This is a genomic window from Cerasicoccus arenae, from assembly GCF_014651635.1.
Lineage (GTDB): Bacteria > Verrucomicrobiota > Verrucomicrobiia > Opitutales > Cerasicoccaceae > Cerasicoccus > Cerasicoccus arenae.
In genome coordinates this window covers 172868-191468 of the sequence record NZ_BMXG01000005.1, presented here as the reverse complement: position 1 = coordinate 191468, position 18601 = coordinate 172868, and the positions used below count along the sequence as shown (strand labels likewise).

15 protein-coding genes are annotated in these 18601 nt (G+C 57.1%); 6 read left to right on the top strand and 9 right to left on the bottom strand.

All coding sequences use genetic code 11. From position 1 onward, the window contains the following. Positions 1 to 72 precede the first annotated feature (72 nt). The 5 genes from IE065_RS05720 to IE065_RS05700 all read right to left on the bottom strand — a co-directional run bounded on the left by IE065_RS05720 (position 73) and on the right by IE065_RS05700 (position 7257). On the bottom strand, positions 73 to 2247 hold the full coding sequence (locus IE065_RS05720) for a ligand-binding sensor domain-containing protein (RefSeq protein ID WP_189512762.1): 2175 nt from the start codon (positions 2245 to 2247) through the stop codon (positions 73 to 75). A gap of 4 nt (positions 2248 to 2251) precedes the next feature. Further along, positions 2252 to 4063, bottom strand: coding sequence for a hypothetical protein (locus tag IE065_RS05715; protein WP_189512760.1), 1812 nt, complete (start codon positions 4061 to 4063; stop codon positions 2252 to 2254). Between the two features lie 116 nt (positions 4064 to 4179). Continuing rightward, positions 4180 to 5115 carry a tellurite resistance TerB family protein gene (locus tag IE065_RS05710; protein WP_189512758.1) on the bottom strand — a complete coding sequence of 312 codons (936 nt, stop codon included), beginning with the start codon at positions 5113 to 5115 and terminating at the stop codon, positions 4180 to 4182. Positions 5116 to 5205: 90 nt separating this feature from the next. Continuing rightward, a complete protein-coding gene (locus IE065_RS05705; protein WP_189512756.1) occupies positions 5206 to 5943 on the bottom strand; it encodes an RsmE family RNA methyltransferase in 738 nt (245 codons plus the stop codon). A gap of 282 nt (positions 5944 to 6225) precedes the next feature. Continuing rightward, positions 6226 to 7257 (bottom strand): MlaD family protein, encoded by a 1032-nt coding sequence (locus IE065_RS05700; protein ID WP_189512754.1) that lies wholly within the window; start codon positions 7255 to 7257, stop codon positions 6226 to 6228. A 100-nt stretch (positions 7258 to 7357) separates the two neighbouring features. Between IE065_RS05700 and IE065_RS05695 the strand changes: the two genes are divergently transcribed. After that, complete coding sequence (locus tag IE065_RS05695; RefSeq protein ID WP_189512752.1) at positions 7358 to 7744, top strand: cyclic nucleotide-binding domain-containing protein; 387 nt, start codon at positions 7358 to 7360, stop codon at positions 7742 to 7744. A 30-nt stretch (positions 7745 to 7774) separates the two neighbouring features. Then, positions 7775 to 8989, top strand: a complete 1215-nt coding sequence (locus IE065_RS05690) for a serpin family protein (RefSeq protein WP_189512750.1) — start codon at positions 7775 to 7777, stop codon at positions 8987 to 8989. A 148-nt stretch (positions 8990 to 9137) separates the two neighbouring features. On the opposite strand, the gene mutL is transcribed toward IE065_RS05690, so the two are convergent. Beyond that, positions 9138 to 11123 carry a DNA mismatch repair endonuclease MutL gene (mutL, locus tag IE065_RS05685; RefSeq protein ID WP_189512748.1) on the bottom strand — a complete coding sequence of 662 codons (1986 nt, stop codon included), beginning with the start codon at positions 11121 to 11123 and terminating at the stop codon, positions 9138 to 9140. A 291-nt stretch (positions 11124 to 11414) separates the two neighbouring features. Here mutL and IE065_RS05680 point away from each other — a divergent pair, with 291 nt between their 5' ends. Together IE065_RS05680 and IE065_RS05675 are read left to right on the top strand one after the other, a co-directional pair. After that, positions 11415 to 13430: a thioredoxin domain-containing protein gene (locus IE065_RS05680; RefSeq protein ID WP_189512746.1), complete on the top strand. Its 2016-nt coding sequence runs from the start codon at positions 11415 to 11417 to the stop codon at positions 13428 to 13430. Beyond that, positions 13427 to 13996 (top strand): DNA-3-methyladenine glycosylase I, encoded by a 570-nt coding sequence (locus tag IE065_RS05675; protein WP_189512744.1) that lies wholly within the window; start codon positions 13427 to 13429, stop codon positions 13994 to 13996. Before IE065_RS05680 ends, IE065_RS05675 begins: the two co-directional genes overlap by 4 nt. A gap of 6 nt (positions 13997 to 14002) precedes the next feature. Here the strand turns inward: IE065_RS05675 and IE065_RS05670 are convergent, their stop codons facing one another. Together IE065_RS05670 and IE065_RS05665 are read right to left on the bottom strand one after the other, a co-directional pair. Beyond that, on the bottom strand, positions 14003 to 16528 hold the full coding sequence (locus IE065_RS05670) for an ABC transporter permease (RefSeq protein WP_189512742.1): 2526 nt from the start codon (positions 16526 to 16528) through the stop codon (positions 14003 to 14005). A 47-nt stretch (positions 16529 to 16575) separates the two neighbouring features. Then, positions 16576 to 17298: an ABC transporter ATP-binding protein gene (locus IE065_RS05665; RefSeq protein ID WP_229792064.1), complete on the bottom strand. Its 723-nt coding sequence runs from the start codon at positions 17296 to 17298 to the stop codon at positions 16576 to 16578. A gap of 22 nt (positions 17299 to 17320) precedes the next feature. On the opposite strand from IE065_RS05665, the gene IE065_RS05660 reads away from it, so the two are divergent. Both IE065_RS05660 and IE065_RS05655 read left to right on the top strand, forming a co-directional pair. Then, a complete protein-coding gene (locus IE065_RS05660; protein ID WP_189512740.1) occupies positions 17321 to 18031 on the top strand; it encodes an arylesterase in 711 nt (236 codons plus the stop codon). Further along, positions 18028 to 18237 (top strand): hypothetical protein, encoded by a 210-nt coding sequence (locus IE065_RS05655; RefSeq protein ID WP_189512738.1) that lies wholly within the window; start codon positions 18028 to 18030, stop codon positions 18235 to 18237. The genes IE065_RS05660 and IE065_RS05655 overlap by 4 nt, the downstream gene beginning before the upstream one ends. Here IE065_RS05655 and IE065_RS05650 read toward each other — a convergent pair. Further along, complete coding sequence (locus IE065_RS05650; protein ID WP_189512736.1) at positions 18234 to 18482, bottom strand: hypothetical protein; 249 nt, start codon at positions 18480 to 18482, stop codon at positions 18234 to 18236. The two genes, IE065_RS05655 and IE065_RS05650, sit on opposite strands and share 4 nt — an antisense overlap. Between the last annotated feature and the right edge of the window lie 119 nt (positions 18483 to 18601).

The window sequence follows — 18601 nt, the reverse complement described above, 5'->3', positions numbered from 1 at the left end:
CAGGTCATTTTCAAAAAAAAGCCACTTTTGCCCCCCCCTTCGTTTTTAGCAGAGCGCCCCCAAAAAAAACGCCTATTCGACCGTGAAGCTCGCCTTGGCCAAACCGCGATTTCCGCGTTCATCAAGCGCCTCAAAAACAATGCTATGCGCACCGGGCTTGAGCTCAGGCAGGATCAGACGGAAAATTTCCTCATTGGAGTCGAACAACAGGTCCGTCGGGATGGCCTCCACGGCCGGTTTGCCGTCGAGCCGATAGCTGGCGGAGATGATATTGCCCCAGGAGTCATCAGCCGCAAACACAAGTACCGTGTGGCCTACAGCGTTTTTGGTCTGGTTGTGCAGGGTCACCGCCGGGCTGGTATTGTCGATGAGAAACGGCTGGCTGACCATCATGCCCGTCCGCGCCTCAGAGGGCAGGTTGCTGGGGGCGTCGCTGGCAGTGATGCGGAAGCTGTAATAGCCGTCGACAAAGCCCCTGGTGGGCGTGGAGAAGGCATCATCATTGAGGTCTTCGGCCATGGTGATCCAGTCCTCCTCACCGTCTTGCCGCAGCGCAACCGAGTAACGAAGCGTGTCGCCATTGGGGTCAAACGCCTTCCAAGCCACCGAAATGTGCCCCGTATCATCGGACACCACGACCTTCTGATTGACGGGCTTTTCTTTGCTCAAGGCCGCTCCAGTCTTGGCCGAGCTGGCTAGTTCCTTGGCATTGAGGGTGGTGGGATTGGAGTTCTCCGTCGTAAAAATGCTCAGCCCGACCGGTATCACATTGATCACGCCCACCAGCGGAGCGAGATTCCGCGCGCCATAGTAGGCGGTCAGCCCGCGCAACGCTGCAGCCTCCGCAAAGACAACCTTGTATTGCAAGTAGCGAGCGGCCGGAGAGGCCGATGCCCCCTCGTCCAGCGGTGCCCAGCTGCTCCAGGTGTCATCCGGCTCAGAGGCGTTTCCAGAACGGGTTTCGATGGTCAGCCCCTCAGCCTGCGTCGGCGCACCAAGCGTCCTCAGACGCCCCCAGCGGGCGACAGAACCAGCGTCAATTGGCTCAGCCGTATAGAGCGATTCCTCGGTCTTTGGATTGAGCCGATAGACCGCGGCGGGGTTGCTTGTAATGACGAAAGTAGACTCATCCGGGCCAACGTTTGGCAGGATTGCGGAGACCTCCCCCCCACGTGGCGCTTGGTTGAGCAGCATCCACTGATCCGCATCGACCACGGAGTAGAGACGGCCTTTGACGTCGGAACCGACCAAGAAGGCATCTCCCGCCCGCACGGTGTATTGCAGGTTTTCGCCACCGGGAGACCAAACCGGCGATACAAAGCCCTCGGCATCTAGCTTAAGCAGGAAACTCGGTGCATTGGCGGCAGGCGTTTTTTCCTTTGCGTCGTCGTCATCGCTGCTGCTGGAGCTGGCGGTCTTCATCTGGAATTTGGCGAGGAGCGTCGCAAGGTCTTCGGGCGGTTTTTCATCCCCCCCCGCCTTGTGCCAAGTGCTGAAATAGATGTCCTCCCCGTCAACGATCACGTTGGCAATTTCGTCTGTGCCAGCGCTGTAGAGCACCTCGCCCTCCTCCTCGCCAATAATGCGGTAGAGGTAGGCATTAGGCCCGGAACCGGCGATCAAGGCACCGCTTGCATCCCAAGCCAGCCGCGTGAAATGAGTGCGATCGCTCTCAAAGTAGGGCTTGGCTATGGCATTAAGCTGGTGGTCGGGCGCGAGCTTGTAGATACGCGCTTCGCCGCCAGTGGCCACGTAAAGGCTGCCCTCGGCGTCGAAAGTCATGTCCCAGATATAGAGTTCGTCCGGGTCGAAAAACACCTCTGGCCGACCGCCCGGCGCAATCCGGTAAACGGCTCCAGCGGGCGACGTGCCAACGAAAAGATTGCCGTCAGCGTCCAGTGCCAAGGCACGTGTCATGATCGAATCGGGCTTGAAAACGACTTCGGCCTCCGGCTCTTCTGCACCGGGGGCGAGCTTGTAAACGACGCCATCGTTACCCGTGCCAAGGTAAAGATTACCGTCTGCATCGGCGACCGCAGCCCAGATATTGGCGTCGTCGAGCACCACAATTTCCTCCAGCTCTGGCCCAGCGCGGAGCGTTCCCTGGTTGTCGAGGGAGACGTTCGCTAGCTCGCCAGCGAAGAAATCGGCGTATGTGTTCTGAGTCAGCGATTCCGTGCGCACGGCGTGGACGTGGAGGGCCGCCAAAGTGGACAGCGCAGACATAATGAGGCGCGATTTCTTCATAGAATTATTCTTCGACGGGCAAGCGGAAGCGGTGCGAGCCGGTGAAGGCACCCGCAGTTTCAATGGAGGTTTCCCAGAGCGTGATCTCGCGCGTATCGGCCAGCGGCTCAACGGTTTGTGGTGAGTCCAGCAAGGAACGGGCGGACGGCGGAAGATCGTTGAGGGACTGGCCTCGCGCCCGCACCCCACTGGCCGGACGCAGCAACTTCACGTAAAGACGCTGGTTGTCCCGTCGGGTGCGGAAGTAGTCAAGGATCTCGCCGAAGGTCGAGACCGTAGGCGAATAGCCGTCGTCAATGCGATCCGCCGCGGAGGCGTCACCGACAAAAAGCGACAGGGTCTGCCCCGAGGAGCCAGAGGGAATGGGTGCTTTGACCAACTCGCGGGCCGAAGCGTCGCGGAAGCCTTTCAAGCGAATGGCAAGCTCGACTGGCTGCCCCGATTTAGCTGGGCCACTGAGGATTTGCAATCGGTCCATCGACGTCGCTTCCCGCAGATCCGTCATTTTCAGCTCGAACCGGAGAGACTTGAGATTAGTCGGTTCAAAGGGGTTTTCCACCAGCATGCCAAGCATGTCCCAGACTTCAAACACAGCGCCCAATAATTGACCGCTACCAGCCGCGGTCCGCGTCCATTCGAGCGGGGCATAGCCGTCGAAGTCAGCGTGGACCGTCAGGTGGTAGGTCAGGTTCTCCGCCGTTTCCAAAGTCGAAGTTGCGCTGTTGTAGAGGCCAAGCACTGCGATGTAAGGCGACATCGATTCATTCTGAAATAACCTCCCCGAATAGGTGCGAGTGACGCCCGAGGGGTCCGTCACCAACACCGAATAGTCCGTCATCTGCGCTAGGCGGCCGACTTCGCCTGCAACTGCGGTAAGCCGGTCCTGATAGATTGAGCCCACGATCGGACCGACATTAGCCAGCTTGAACGAGCGCTGCACCGAACGGATAACGGTGATCACCTCCGCCGGAGCAATCGGTATATCCACCGCACCGCCCTTGAGGAAGGGATGCCCGAAGGCAAGGAAGTCGTCTCCTTCGCGCCAGGTGCAAGTACCCGTGGCGACGACGGAAAAGTCTCCGTCGAGCAGCACACCGCCCACTGGTGAGCCCGGCTCGATATCGCCCGCTGTCAGGGTCGTCGCCGCACCCACTGGCGCACTCATAAGCTCAAGATTCATCGCTTGGGCATAGGGGCGAAAGGCTTCAATAGTCTGCGCGGAAACTCCCGCCGCCAAGAGGGGGGTGGGCGCAGGCTTGAGGTCTGTCATTGCTCTACTCGAAGTCTGACCAAACTTCGTTTCGCCGACTGCCTGAAACCGCTTGGAAGGGCGCGGTAAATCGCCAATGAGCATAGCACCGCTGGAGCCGTCCGGTGTACCACCGCCCGCTGCATGTATGTCCGGGCGACCTTTTTCAAAGACCTTAAGCATTTCCTCGATGGGCGTAATGCCAATGATAGCCTGCTCCTTGGGCCAGAGATAGCCATAGGCGTAGGCCCCGATCAGCTCACCGTCGATATAGCACGGACTGCCGCTCATCCCGCCCACTGGGCCACTGAGTATCTGTGACGCATCCAGCGCCTCAGCAATGATGACGGGGGAATTAGGCCCAGCAAAGTTCTGCGAAACGCCTAGGATCTTCAGATTAAATTCTTCGATCTCGTTGCCGCTGACAACAGTCCGCCAAGTACCCGTCATACCGGGTTTGATTTCCGATAGGGGCAATATCGCTGTTTCGCGAGCAGACGGTTTGCCTAGAGCCACCAAGGCCAAAGTGAGATAACTAAGGAGGGTAAGGATGCCTGCGCGTGTCATTCGTGATTGAAAGCTAATGACTTGCTGCGACAGCGCAACCGAAACTCGGTTCCTCAACGGGATTCTTCCACACAGATATATCCAAAGCGCAACGAGCCAATATGCGCTACCTCTCCTTACTGAATATTATCGGGGTGACTAACTTCCCGGTGACGCGGGATATGAATAAGTGCGTCTTCAATATCTTCTGCGGGAATCTTCAATAAACGGGCAATGCGATAGCATTCGTCTATCTCTTCCTTGAGAATACGTCCGTCCGCAGCGGAAATAGCCAAGAGAGTTTTCAGTAAAAGCGCGCGGTCTGCGTCGGTTGTTGCTTCATACAGTCGGCGAACAATGATCGCCAAGTCCAGATCGCGCGCGGGATCAGAAATCATGATCTGCAAGACGTAGCTCGCAACCTCGGGCGGAAATTTCCAGCGACGCAGTAAGAAGTCCTTGGCAACCTGCTTTTCGCTGGGGTCTAGCGAGCCATCTGCATTGCCAACGACTGCCAACAGGCAGCCAATCAGGCAAATGCGGTCACGCTCTTCGTCGGAAACATCAATGACCATCCCCTGTTCAGCAAAAAACGTGCTCACGGACTCTGGAAACCTACTTGCTGATTCGTCGGCGACTCTTGCAAAAGGCGAAGAGCTGTAATTGGAGCGCAGTCGGGCGAGATGCGCTTTGATCACATTACTCATCTCTTGGTCAGAATCCTCCTCAGTGCCTTGCAGGATACGAGTGATTTGCCGAGCGGCCTTTACCTCTTCGGGTAAGACTTTCCCGTCGGCCATAAATACCTGACGAACGGACTTGGTGACCAGATGCAATTGCGTATCGCGGGTTAACAGGCGGCGCAGCTCCTGAAGCAAATAAATGCGCTCAGCGTCATCTACTGGCTCTTCAAAATAGGTTTGGAGATTCGCCCAAGTCGATTCGTCCAAATGCGGTAAACTAAAAACGAAATCCTTGAGGAAATCTCGTTCGGCTGGCTGTATTTCACCATCTACCCAAGCGGCAGAAATGAGCATTTTGGCGAGAGCGAGAGAAAATTCTGGTGAATCCATTGGCGAAAAGCAGTCAGTTTAACCGTGTTTAGATTAGGGATTATCATGTAGGGAACTGGTTGTAAACCCTCATCCAACAGTAATCTTGTTTTAGTCGCCTCGTAAACAGGCCGCATGGAGTGCGCTGAGCGCATAAACACAGGCCGTTTCTGCCCGCAGTACGAACGGGCCCAAGCTAACTGGGAGGATGCGACGCGCGGCAATCGCCTGATACTCAGCGGAGGAAAAATCGCCCTCAGGTCCGATCAACACCTCGATCCGCTTTGGGTGGCCACTCAATGAACTCAGCAGGGGGGGGGTATCAGCCTCGAGACTGGCGACAAGGCGAAGCGTTTCTTCGCTCTCTTCAGCCAGCCACGCCGATAAAGGGAGTGGGTCGCGGATCGAAAAAGCAGCCAGATTACCGCTCTGCTTGGCGGCCTCAATGGCGGTTGTGCGCCAATGGGCGGCCTTGGATGCGGCGCGATGCTCATCCAGCCGCACCTCGCAGTGTTGGGTTTGCAGTGGAATAATGCCTGCCGCACCGATCTCCACCGCACACTTGATGACGGCGTCCAGCGCCTTGCCCTTGAGTAAGGCGACGGCGAGAAAAAGTTCGACCGAGCGGTTGAGGGGGGGGGGGAGGTCTTCGATATGAACCTGGGCTGTGCGTCCGGCATTGGCCAAAACGCCGCACCAAGCGCCACCTTGGCCGTCGAAGAGCGTCACTTTGTCACCCACCCGCGCACGGAGGGCTTTGAGCAGGTGTCGGCTCTCGGCGGCGTCCAATTCAACGGTTTCACCGACTTTAAGCCCACCAAGGGGATAATAACTGCGGAATCCAGCCACGCCACCACACTAGGCAAGCGCGACACTGACTGTAAAGACCGCTCCACCGGGCAGAGCTAAAAAGGCCCCAAAGCACGATCGTTAGACAAAGAAAAGGACCGCCCCACTGGGACAGCCCTTCTCTAACCTAAATGCAAACTACAAACTAAACTGAAACTAACGCTTACTAACTGGTGTTAGCTACATAGATTAAGACGACCCTAATTCACGATTCGTTCAAAAATTTGTTAGAAAAAATATAATTTTTCGCAATAAATCCATAAACAGCTGATTGTCAATCACTTAAAAAAGAGCGCTCGCTAAGATTCCGACGGCAGTAATTGGGCCGCTGTCGTCAAATCGACTGACGGCACCATTCACTTTGCTCAATGTATCCTGAGCTTGGACGTATAGGTCGTCGTCGGACAGGAAACGGCCCAAGGAATTGTCCTTGGAGTTCAGTTTGCTTGAAAAATCCTTCACGTTGGCAATGGCCATCTTAATGTCAGTCCCGGTCTGCTGGTCATAGATAATCGCGCCCAACGCACCATCACCCGACTTAACGTGCTCCATGATGCTCTCGGCTTCCGCAATGAGCTTAGAGGCGTCGTTGGCCGTCTTTTGGATATCGGCGGCGGTGGCGAGTAGTTGGTCGTAGGCGGCGGGGTCTTTGATCAGCTTGCCGATCGTGCCTTGGCCACTAGCGATCTCCGCGCTGATCTGGTCGAAATTGGTGAGGGTGCGCTTGATCGTGTCCCGATTTTCGACAACGAGTTCGTTCAGATTGGAAAACAATGCGCCGGGGCCGCCTGATTTTTCGCCAGAATCGGAGCCACCGCCAGTCAGTCCGCTGAGGCCGTCAAGCGAGCCCTCAACCTTGGCGAAAACCTGATCTAGCCGTTCGCCGAGTTTGCCAACTTCGGCAACGACTTCATTAAAGCCCGGCGTGGCGAATGTCTCAATCTTGCCACCTCCTGCGAGTTTCTCCGGCGATGTTCCAGGCACAATGGCGATATAATTGGTCCCCAGCAGGCCCGCCGTGGTAATCGTTGCCTGAGAGTCAGCAGGAATATGATACTCATCCCCAATGAGCAAAACGGCGACGGCGCGCGTGCCATCGAGCCGAGTGTTGGCTACATTGCCAATACGCACCCCGGCCATGCGAACTTCGTCACTGGTCTTGAGCTGCTGTAGGTTGTCAAAGGTCGCGTCGAGCCGGTAGCCGCTGGTGCGTTCCAACCGTGCGCCCGACAATGTTTCGTAGGCGATCCAGATGAGGGCGACGCCCAGCACAAAGAATGCGCCAACGCGGATGGACTGGCTTGCGTTGTTCATGAGGCGCTAAGATAAGCGCTTTATTGCAAGAAGCAAGCGAGAGATAGCTTGCGCCGATGGATGATTGCCATATCCATTTTATCTATCAATATTGTTGGACATGGATCGGGAATTTGAAGTCGAAGCCGGTAACACCATCATCGAACAAGGTGAGCAAGGTCAGGGTTTCTACATCCTGAAAGCTGGTGCTGTCGAAATCTATAAAGACGGCCTCCTGCTGAATGTATTGATGTTCCCGGGCACCATTTTTGGCGAAATGGGCGATATACTAGGCAAGCCCCGCACCGCTACTGTGCGCGCCAAAACAGATTGCCGCCTAGTGCATTGCGGAGACTCCGATGTCGAAAGCCTGATCCAACAACGACCACAGATCGCGGTGAAGATCATCAAGACCCTTGCCGCCCGCCTTGAGCGCACGACACAAAAACTCGCCGATCAGTTCAAGGAGCCGCCTGTCTGGTCTGTCGAGCCCGGCCCCAAAGACTAGACGGCTCTGCCCCATACCCTCCCTCAATCGTTGCCAAACATCCCCTTTTCCATCACCCGAGCGATTAATTCAGCCCGCCGGCTGGGCTGGCTTCTGGTGCTACTGGTGCCCCTGCCCGCTCTAGCCGACGTCAACACCTCGCTCAGCCTCCTGCAAGCCGTCAAAACTCAGGAAGAGCCGGCCTTCGCGCCCATGTCGGTTCTCGATATGCTCGGCCTGCTTTACTATGGCTCCAGCGGAAAAACCGAGCAGCAGATGGGTGCCCTCTTCGCTGGCCAAACGCGAGAGACCGTCGCCAAGGAAGCCGCCAAGGCCCAACGCGCCCTGCCCGGCTACAGGCGCATCGACTCGGTCTGGTTCTCTGAACGCGTCCAGGTGACGAACGAATTTTTCCAAGCCGCCAGCGACCAATGGAAATACAATGTCAGCGCCATTCCGCTGCGCACCGATCCAGCCAAGGCCGCCAGCCTCGTCAACTTCTGGTACAGCGAGCAGACCAATGGCTATATAAAGAGCGTCGTCTCTCCCGCCGACCTGGACGGCAAACCCGACATGCTCGCAGTGCTCGTCACGGTGTTTATCTCGCCCTGGAAAGGAGATTACTTCAGCAACGCCACCACATCGCCAATGATGTTCTATCGCTCATCCGATGAAAAGTTTCTGGTGCGCATGATGAAGACAAAGGAGCGCTTCCCCTACTATGAGGACGAGCAATTCCAAGTACTCACGATTCCCTACAAGAGTGATGACTTCACCCTACTCGTCTTCCTGCCCAAGGACGCCCGGCAATTTGATCAGGCCCTCGGAGCATTGAACGGGAAGTATCTCCTGCAAGCCGCCAGTAAGGCCAAACCCGAACTCATTAACCTACAATTACCCCGGGTCGACTATGACACCGAAATAAGCTGGCGGGATATTTTCCTGAAATCAAAACTGTCCGAGCCCTTTACGCCGGGCAAAGCGAACTTTTCCGGCATCAACGAAAACCACCCCGAACCGCTTTTCATCGCCAAACTCATTGAGAAAGTTGAAATCAAGTGGAATGAAAAAGGGACAGAGGCACGCTCGACAGTGACAGCTTCGACCGACCCATTTGGCCCCGCCCCAGAAAAACCGAAATCGCCAAAGAGCATCGACTTCAACGCCAACCACCCCTTCTGCTTCGTGATCTACAACGAAAAGGCCAGGGACGCCGCCTTCGCTGGCATCATCACCGCTCCCGGCCAGATGGAAATCGTTCAGTAAACGGCTCGATAATCGTGCAGTCGCTAGCGTCCGCCATCTTCGGTCATCAAAAAAGGTAGTGCTGGCGCGTCCCAGCGCTACGGGGACGCGGCTGCGCTACCCTCGTAACGCACAAGTCCGCCAAAACGCACAAGTCCGCCCAGACTCCTCAAGTCAGCCCAAAACGCTTGCGCAGCTCGCCGCTCGACAGCTCGACAATCGTAGGACGACCCCGCGGACAAGCCAACGGTTGACGGCATTCCAGCAACTGCTCGGCGAGTTTTGTAATCGCGGCTTCGGGCAAGTCGTCGTCATAGCGAACGGCCCGCGTAGCTGCTAACCGAGCCAATTGCTCATGAGCCAATTCGGTGCGGCGAGGGTCGATTTCGCCCTCGCGCAATCGGTCCACGAGATCGCGGAGAAAAGCCTCGGCCTTGGCCTCGGGGAGCCAGTCCGGATGCGCCTGTAGTCGATAAAAATTCCGGCCAAATTCCTCCAGCGAAAACCCGTGCGCATCGATCCATTCCAAATGATCTTGCAGAGCGGCGGTGGCGCGGGGTTCAAACTCCAGTGGCAGCGGAAACAGCAATTGCTGCCGGGCAATACTCTGCGATGCAAAATATGCGGCAATGCGCTCAAACCAGATACGCTCATGAGCGGCGCGCAGGCGCAGCATTGTTAGCCCCGCCTCGGTTTCAAAAAGCGCATAGTCCACCTTGAGTCGACCGAGAAAACGCCAACGGAAACGCCGCGGCTCCGGCGGCAGACTGGCTGGCTCAGGGAAGTCCTCGGAAGGCAATGGAACAGCGTCAGGCGCATTATTTTGCGGCGCAGAGTCATCCTCATCCGAAGGCAACGACTCTTTACTTTCCGATACGGAGTTTTGGGCGGGCGCGGCTTTAGAAGGCGTCCAGGGCCGGGTGGTTGGCGTCGGCTTGGGGATGTATTTGGCGCGAAAATCTTCCGACGCTGGCTTCGGCTTGGTAATCGGATAGGCGGGCGTGGGGATCTCGCGTGGCTCGGGTATTGCCTCCCGAGCGCGGAGTTGGGCGTCGGCCTGGCGAGCGGCCTCGTCCACTAGTGTTTCGGGGACGGCTTTGGTGTTGAGCGAAAAGCCCGTCAACTCGCGCAGACGCTCCTGCACATGAGTTAGCACGAAGCGCCGCACCGCACCCTCGTCACGGAAGCGGATTTCGCGCTTGGCCGGGTGGATATTGACATCGACCGCCGCGGGATCGATTTCCAGAAACAGAAAAGCCAGCGGGTAACGCCCCTTGGGAATGAACGTGTGGTAACCCTCGATCAGCGCATAATTGAGCGTGCGGCTGTCGACCGCGCGACCGTTCACAAGCGCGATCATTTCCTTGCGCGTGGTGCGGCCAACGCCGGGCTTACCAATGAGGCCCGTCAGCCGCAAACCATTCTCACCCGTCGCCACGGGCAGCTCGACCAGTTCTCCGGCGACTTGCCGCCCCCAGATTTCGGCCACGCGGTCCGTCATTGTGGGACACTCGGGGGACTGAAAGACCGTGCGCCCGTCCTCGATCAGCGTGAACGCCGTCCGTGGGCGAGCGACCGCCAGCAGGCGCATTAGGTGGACAATGTGCGCGGCCTCGGTGTTGTCCGTTTTGAGGAATTTTCGCCGCGCTGGTACGCTATTAAATAGGTGCGCGACCTCGATCCGGGTGCCCGCGGGCATGCCGCATTCGCGCTGGTGGATAAATTTGCCGCCATTGATAAAGATTTCCGTGCCGTGCTCCCAGTCTGGCCGACGCGTTTTCAGCGTGAACCGGCTGACACTGGCGATGGACGGCAATGCCTCCCCACGAAAGCCCAGACTGGTGATTTTTAGGAGGTCGTCGGCCTCACGGAGCTTGCTGGTGGCGTGGCGCTCCAGCGCGATCAGGGCGTCATCCGGGCTCATGCCCGAGCCGTTGTCTTCGATGCGAATGTAGCTCTTACCGCCGTTGCGAAACTCGACCTCGACCCGCGTGGCTCCGGCGTCCAGAGAATTTTCCACGAGTTCCTTGACCACAGCTGCCGGGCGCTCAATCACCTCCCCCGCCGCGATCTGATTGATGACGCGGTCGGGCAGCACACGGATGCGCGGCGGAGCAGCAAGACTGTCGATGGAATCGGCCAAGGCAACTATCATGTAGCGAGCGGTGCCCCAGTCTCAAGCCTGCGTTACGCTTTTTCTCCAACGAAGTCTGGGCAAACTTTTCGCTGGTCACAGCGGGCGCGTCAGGCAAGCTTGCGGGCGATGAGTCAGAAAATATGCAAAGACTGCGAAAACCCCTTGCCCGATGACGCCGATTACTGCGGTCGCTGCGGCGCCGGAGTCCGCCAAGTCCCACTGGGCTGCATCGTCGTTTTTTTGCTCGCAATAGGCATCGCCGCCTTATTTGCCCTACGCTTAGTGAAATCCGCTCTTTAACAATTGACCATGTCCAACCGCCTTGCCGAATCGCCCAGCCTTTATTTGCGCCAGCACGCTGAAAACCCCGTGGACTGGTTTCCGTGGGGAGAAGAAGCCCTCGCCGAGGCCTCACGCCAAGGCAAACCCTTGCTCATTTCCATCGGCTACAGCGCCTGTCATTGGTGCCATGTGATGGCCCACGAATGCTTTGAAGACCCTAGCATCGCGCGCTTGATGAATCAGCATTTCGTCTGCGTGAAGGTCGACCGCGAGGAGCATCCCGATGTTGACCAGATCTACATGGAGGCCGTGCAGATGATCACTCAACGCGGCGGCTGGCCGCTCAATGTATTTTGTCTACCGGACGGGCGGCCATTCTTTGGCGGCACGTATTTTCCGCCCGAAGACCGTGGCCAAGGCCTCGTCCCGTGGCCGCAGCTCATTATGCGCATATCGGATTATTTTCAGAAGAATCGCGAAGAGCTGGAGGAAAATGCTGACAACATCCTCAAGAACATGGCCGAGGGCAACAAGCCCATCGGTGCCACCGGAGACGACCTCCTCAGCAAAGATTTAATCACCGCCGCCGAGGGCATTTGCACGCAACACGACGACGAATGGGGCGGCTTCGGCGAGGCTCCCAAGTTCCCGCCTTCGATGTCGCTCAACTTCTTGCTGGGCATCCGTGGAACCGCCGCTTGCGACGCCAAACCCGCCCTCGCGCAACGTCTGGATCAGGTCATCCAGCTCACGCTCAAGGGCATGGCCCACGGCGGGATTTTTGACCAAGTCGGCGGCGGTTTTTCACGCTACAGCGTCGACAAGCTCTGGCTGATCCCCCACTTCGAAAAAATGCTCTACGACAACGGTCTGCTGCTCGATGCCTACGCGAAGGGCTGGCAGCGCTACCGCGATCCGATGTTCCGCGCCGTGGCCGAGGAAACCGTCACTTGGCTGGAGCGCGAAATGCGCTCTCCTGAGGGTGCTTGGCGCGCTGCGTTGGACGCCGACAGCGAGGGCGAAGAGGGCAAATACTACGTCTGGCGTCCCGAGCAAATAGCCGCCATTCTGGGCAAGGAAGACGCCGAAATCTTTTGCGACGCCTACAACATCACCGACAAAGGCAACTTCGAGCACGGCACCACCAACCCCGCCTTTGTCTACGACAGCTTCGAGAAACGCGAATCGCTCAATGAGTTGCGGCAAAAAGTATTGGCGGCGCGTCAAAAGCGCACGACACCGGGCCTTGACGAAAAAATCCTGTTATCCTGGAACAGCCTCGTCGTGCGCGGCTTGGCGGAAGCGGCGTTTGCCTTTGGTCATCGTGAGTGGATGACCCGCGCCATCGAAGTCGCTGACTGGCTCTGGGAAGCCTTTACGGAAACCGACAATGATGGCCTCATCCGCCTCCGATCCGTTTACTACTCGGGCGAGGGTGCACGCTATAACGGCCGTCTCGATGACTACGCTTGGTTCGCCGAAGCGCTGCTTACTTTATCTGGAAAAGTCGATTGGGTCGAGCCGAGCGCATCTGCCCGCTATCAGGAGCGCGCAGTGAAGCTTGTGCAAACCATCCATGCCCGCTTTGCCGACCCGCACGCGCCAGGCTGCTTCTTCACCGCTGAGGATCAGACAGATCTAGTAACACGCAAGAAAACGTGGTTCGACAACGCGACCCCTGCCGGAAACTCGGCGCTGGTCCATGTCTACAGCGCGCTTTATGCGCTGACTGGCGATGCGAATTACGCCGCACAACTCAACGCGCTGCGCCCGGCCTATACCGGCTTGGCCACTCGTGCCCCTGGTGCCGCCGCGCATGCGCTGGCAGGCTTCACCCAAGATGCCGTTGGCGTGGCTGTCATCAAAATCAAGGGCAAACAAGATCTCAGCACCCTCCGCGATGCGCTGAGCAAACGGCCTTGGCGACCCGTCTTCCTGCGCACAACCGATGACGATGCTCAACCGGACGGATTCCAACTTTGCGTTGCAAAGCAATGCTTAACGCCGACCCAAGACCCCATCGAATTAGCGGAAAACTTATGAAGACGAAACGTTGCGCCTGGTGCGGTGAAGATCCGCTCTACGTTGACTACCATGACCGTGAATGGGGACTGCCCGTTCACGACGACCGCAAGCTGTTCGAATTCATCATCCTCGAAGGCGCACAAGCCGGCCTGAGCTGGATTACCATTTTGCGCAAACGGGAGAACTATCGCGCTGCGCTCCACAACTTCGACTTCACCCGCATCGCACGTTACACGCAGAAGGATTTGGACAAGCTGCTCACCAACGAAGGGATCGTCCGCAATCGGCTCAAGGTAGAATCACTCGTCAAAAATGCCCGCGGCACACTAGCGGTCATTGAGGAATTTGGCAGCCTCGACGCCTACCTCTGGCGCTTTGTCGATGGCTCGCCAATCCAGAATCGCTGGAACCAGTTTTCCGACATTCCCGCGAAGACCAAGGAGTCCGACGCGATGAGCAAAGATCTAAAAAAGCGCGGCTTTAACTTCGTCGGCTCCACTATTTGCTATGCGTTCATGCAAGCCATGGGCATGGTCAACGACCACACCACGGACTGCTTTCGCTACAAAAAAGTGCAGCAGTAAATGTCTTCAGTTGGCAGCTTCGGCACGGAGCACGGCTAGCGGCGGGCTATTGGAAATACCGCGACTGTTCGCTAGCCCCGTAGCAAGCGTCAGCGCGGTGGTAACGATGATCGTCGCGATGGTTCCCCAGATCGGGACCGGTGCATTGGTTTCAAAAACCCAGATCGCCAATCCCGCTGCGGCGGCCCAAGCGAGCAGTGCACCAACCACCCCGGCAAGCAGCCCTACCGCCAAATACTCCACGGCCATAATGGCGCGAATTTGTGCAGCACTGGCACCAATCGTCCGCAGGAGCACGCTTTCTCGATAGCGCTGGTAGCGACTGGTGATCACCGCGGAAGCCAGCACCACGATACCAGTCAGCAGAGTGAAAGACGCCATGAAGCGCAGCGCAAAAGAGACGCGGCCCAAAATATCACGCAGACCATCGAGCACCACGCTCAGATCAACCGCCGAAATATTAGGATGCGCCTCAACGACTTTGCGCTGCAAAGTCGCGAGTGCTTTCGGGGTGGGCGCACGAACAAAGGTAATATGCCAAGTGGGAGCGCCTTCCAACACACCCTCGGGGAAAACAGCGAAAAAATTTGGTCGCATACGCTTCCAGTCCACTTTTCGAATCGATGACACTTTGCATTGCAAAGGTAATCCCTGAATATCAAAAGTAAGCGTGTCGCCGACACCAACGCCAAGGTCTTTTGACATATCGAGCTCAAGCGATATCGGCACCGGTTCGCGTAGGCCATCCCATTGGCCGACAAACTCACCGGCAATGACTTCCTCGGTAACGGAGGGCTCAGTCCGCCAGGTTGAGCGCCATTCTCGATTGAGTATCCACTCGTCAATTTTTTGCCCCCGATCCGATTTGATCTCTGTCACTGATCGCCCGTTAACCGCCGCCAATCGCATGGTAACGATGGGCGCGCTGTCCGCAACGGTCAAGCCTTCGCTCTCCACGATGGCCGTAAAGTCATTGAGTTGATCGCTCTGGATATCAAAGAAAAGAACATTCGGCTCGGTATCGCTGTCAACCAGTTCGGTGTCGCTGAGCAGCACGCCTTGGATCAAGAACAGAGTTTGAATGAGGAACGCGCCCATGCCCAGTGTCACGACCAAAAACAGCGTGCGATTGTTCGGCCGGTGCAAGTTGGCGAGCCCTTGGCGAACGACATAAGACCCTCCCCGCCCCACCGCCAACGACAATACTTTGCGAAGCAAAGTAGCGGCAGCAGTAAAGATAATGAGCGCGACGCCCAAGCCCACAGCGAAGGCCCCACCATGCCAAGGCGTCTGCGTTTGCGCGGCACAATAGCCAACGAGCAAGACGCCGATCACCGCCCAGACCATCGCGACGAGTGGATCAAATTTTCGTTGCGGTTGATAACTGGCACGTAAGGCACGGAGCGGACTTATGCGACGCAGAGGCAAGAGCGGCAGCAGGGAAAATAATGCGGCAATCAACCAACCGAAGCCCAACCCCTCGAACACACGCGGCCAGCTGACAAAGCTCTCAATCTCAAAGGGCAGCAGCGGGCCAATGACCGCGGGCAACCAGACTTGCGCAATCACGCCAAGCAACGCACCGATCAGCGCGCCGACAAAAGTCACCGCCAGCACCTGCCAAAGAAACACCCGGCAGGCTGCACCGACGGAACAGCCCAGACAGCGTAGCACGGCGACCGCCTCTAGTTTCCCGCGTAAGTATGCCTGCACGGCACCAGCCACGCCCACGCCGCCAAGTAGCAGCGCAATCATTCCGATCAGATTAAAGAAGCGGTAGAGGTTTTCCAACGACTGACCGAGGTCTTTCTTTTTCGTAGCAACGGTGTTGTACTGAATACGTTCCTCGTCGAGCAGGAGCTTGGCGTTCGCCGCGATGATGTCGGCGTCGGCACCGGGCGGTAGCTTGAAATCGACGCGATGAAAAGCAATCGTTCCGTAGCCCACGAGACCCGTTGCCTCCAGATACTCCGAGGGAATGTAGACGCGCGGGGCAAAGAGGCCGGCAAAGGCAGACTCGCCGGGCACTTCGACAATGGCTCCGGCAATGGTAAAAGTCTGCTGCCCAATCGTCATCGGATCACCCGGCTTCAGCTCAAACAAGGCAAGCAAGACGGGATCAACGATCGCAATGGGCTCGCTCGCACCAGCCACATCAATGCCTGCTGGATCGGTTTCGAACTCACCGTAAAAAGGGAACCCACCGTCAACCGAACGAATTTGCACCAGGCGCGTATCGTTGGTCGTGGGGAACAGCGCCATCGAATTAAAGCGCGTTTCGCGAGACTGCTCGCCGCCGAGCTGCTCGAAGAAGACTTCGGCGCGAGTGCTAAAGGGCGTGCGCGACGCAAAACGCAAATCGGACCCCAGCAGCGTAAGCGCCTTTTTATCCATCGTGGCGCGCAAGTTGTCGCCAAAGGAATTAATCGCCACCAGCGCCGCCACGCCAAAAACAATCGAGATCGCGCACAGCAACAATCGCTGGTGCTGAGAACGCGCGTCGCGCCAAGCGGTGAGCAGAGTGAAGGACATCTTAATGACGAAGGCTGAGTTCTAAAGTTCTTTTACCGGTGATTGCACTAGGCGTTCAATTGCGCGATTTGGCCGCTTCGCATGGCGAGGCGACGTTGGCAACGTGCGGCAAGATCGTGGTCGTGGGTGACGAGGACGAGGGTGGCACCATGGTCACGGTTGAGGGCGAAGAGAAGCTCTTCAATGCGCGCGCCAGTTTCGGGGTCGAGGTTACCGGTTGGTTCGTCAGCAAAGAGGATCTTGGGATCGTTGATGAAGGCGCGGGCTAGGGCGACGCGTTGCTGTTCGCCGCCAGAGAGCTGGATCGGGTAATGATCCTGCCGATCGCTGAGGCCGACCTTGGCCAGCCATTCATCGGCTAAGTGGCCCACTCCGCGTTCACCACGCAGCTCCAAAGGAGCGAGCACATTTTCCCTCGCGGTTAGGGTTGGGATAAGTTGGAAGTTCTGGAAAACAAAGCCGACGTGCCGATTGCGGTAGGCGGCGCGGCCGTCCTCCGTCATGCTGTCCCATGCAACGCCCTGGAGCTTGATTGAGCCGGAGCTGGGATTGTCGAGTCCAGCGCAGAGGCCGAGCAGCGTCGTCTTCCCGCAGCCCGAGGGGCCAACGATGGCAAGGGTCTCTCCGGCACTGAGACGAAAGTCGACGCCTTTGAGGATTTCGAGTGAACCATGCGCCGAGGCATAGCTTTTGCGCACATCGATAGCCTCGAGCACCGGCGCAGGGTTGGCAGACTGATCACTTTCGGACATTGCTCTATGGTTGAACATGGTTCAGGGTGTTTTGCAAACGATGACTACAAACAACGCACAAATCCGCCCATCATGGCGTCGCAGCCTAGCGGCATTATTCGCCATTAGCTTGGGCTTACTGACAGCGTTGCTCTCTCCAAAAGCTGAAGCCCGCCCGGAAACCATTATGCTCTACGGCGACAGCCTAACCGCCGCGCATGGCCTGTCCCGCAACGAAGGCTACCCAGCCCTAATTCAGCAGAAAATTGAAGCCGCCGGACTGGCGAGCGATTATGTCGTCCAAGCCTCGGCAATTAGCGGTGAAACCTCGGCAGGCGGATTGAACCGCATCAAGTGGTCACTGGCCGGGCTGGAGCGTTCCCAGCAGAAACTGGGCGTATTCATGCTCGCCCTGGGGGCCAATGACGGCCTCCGTGGGCAATCGATTAACGCCATGAAAGCGAATCTGCAGGGGATTCTCGATCTGGTCAAAGAGAAGCACCCAGATGCACGATTGATCGTGGCAGGCATGTTTATGCCGCCCAACATGGGCGACGATTACCGGGCGCGTTTTTCAGCAACTTTCGATGAACTGGCCGAAGCCAATCATGCGACGCTCATTCCATTTTTGCTGGAGGGCGTAGCAGGCAACAGAGAGCTCAATCTCCCTGACGGCATTCACCCCAACGCCAAGGGCCAACAAGTCATTGCTGATAACTTGTGGGTTATACTTGAACCAATGCTGGAAGAGCCAGTAATGCTCCAACCATGAAGTACATTGCCTTATCCATACTAATCGCACTGGCCTTGGCCGGCTGCACCTCGGATCAAACCCCAGCTCAAGAAAAGCAACAGGGCAAGGCCAATGCTGCCATGGGCGCAGGTGCTACAAGTTTGGAAGCTTCTGGGGTCGTCGATTCAGAGGGCGGCACGAGTTTATTGAACCCGCCCAAATCCGATTTTTCGATCGACCTTTAATTGCTCCGTTCGCAGGTGCCGTTGTCACCCGAAGATGCTGACTGGTTTTTACTACGCCGCGCCCGAAATTCGTTCAGTTGCTGAAGCAGATCGGATTCGAGAAATTCCTCCAACGTCATATCATTCAGACGCGCCCAGCGCTCCAAATCAAAACGTTGCTTTGGGGTCATATCGCTGGGGTGCTCAGACTCGGAATACTGATCCATCATAACAAGTGGTCTAACTGGAATCAATCGATGATTCATTGCGTTAAAACTTATAGCGGTGATTCTAAGCATAACTTTAGTGATGGGGGTCGAAAATGAGTATTATACTCCAAAATATAAATTAGATGCATACTGCCAAAAGTCCTATAGATGTCCCC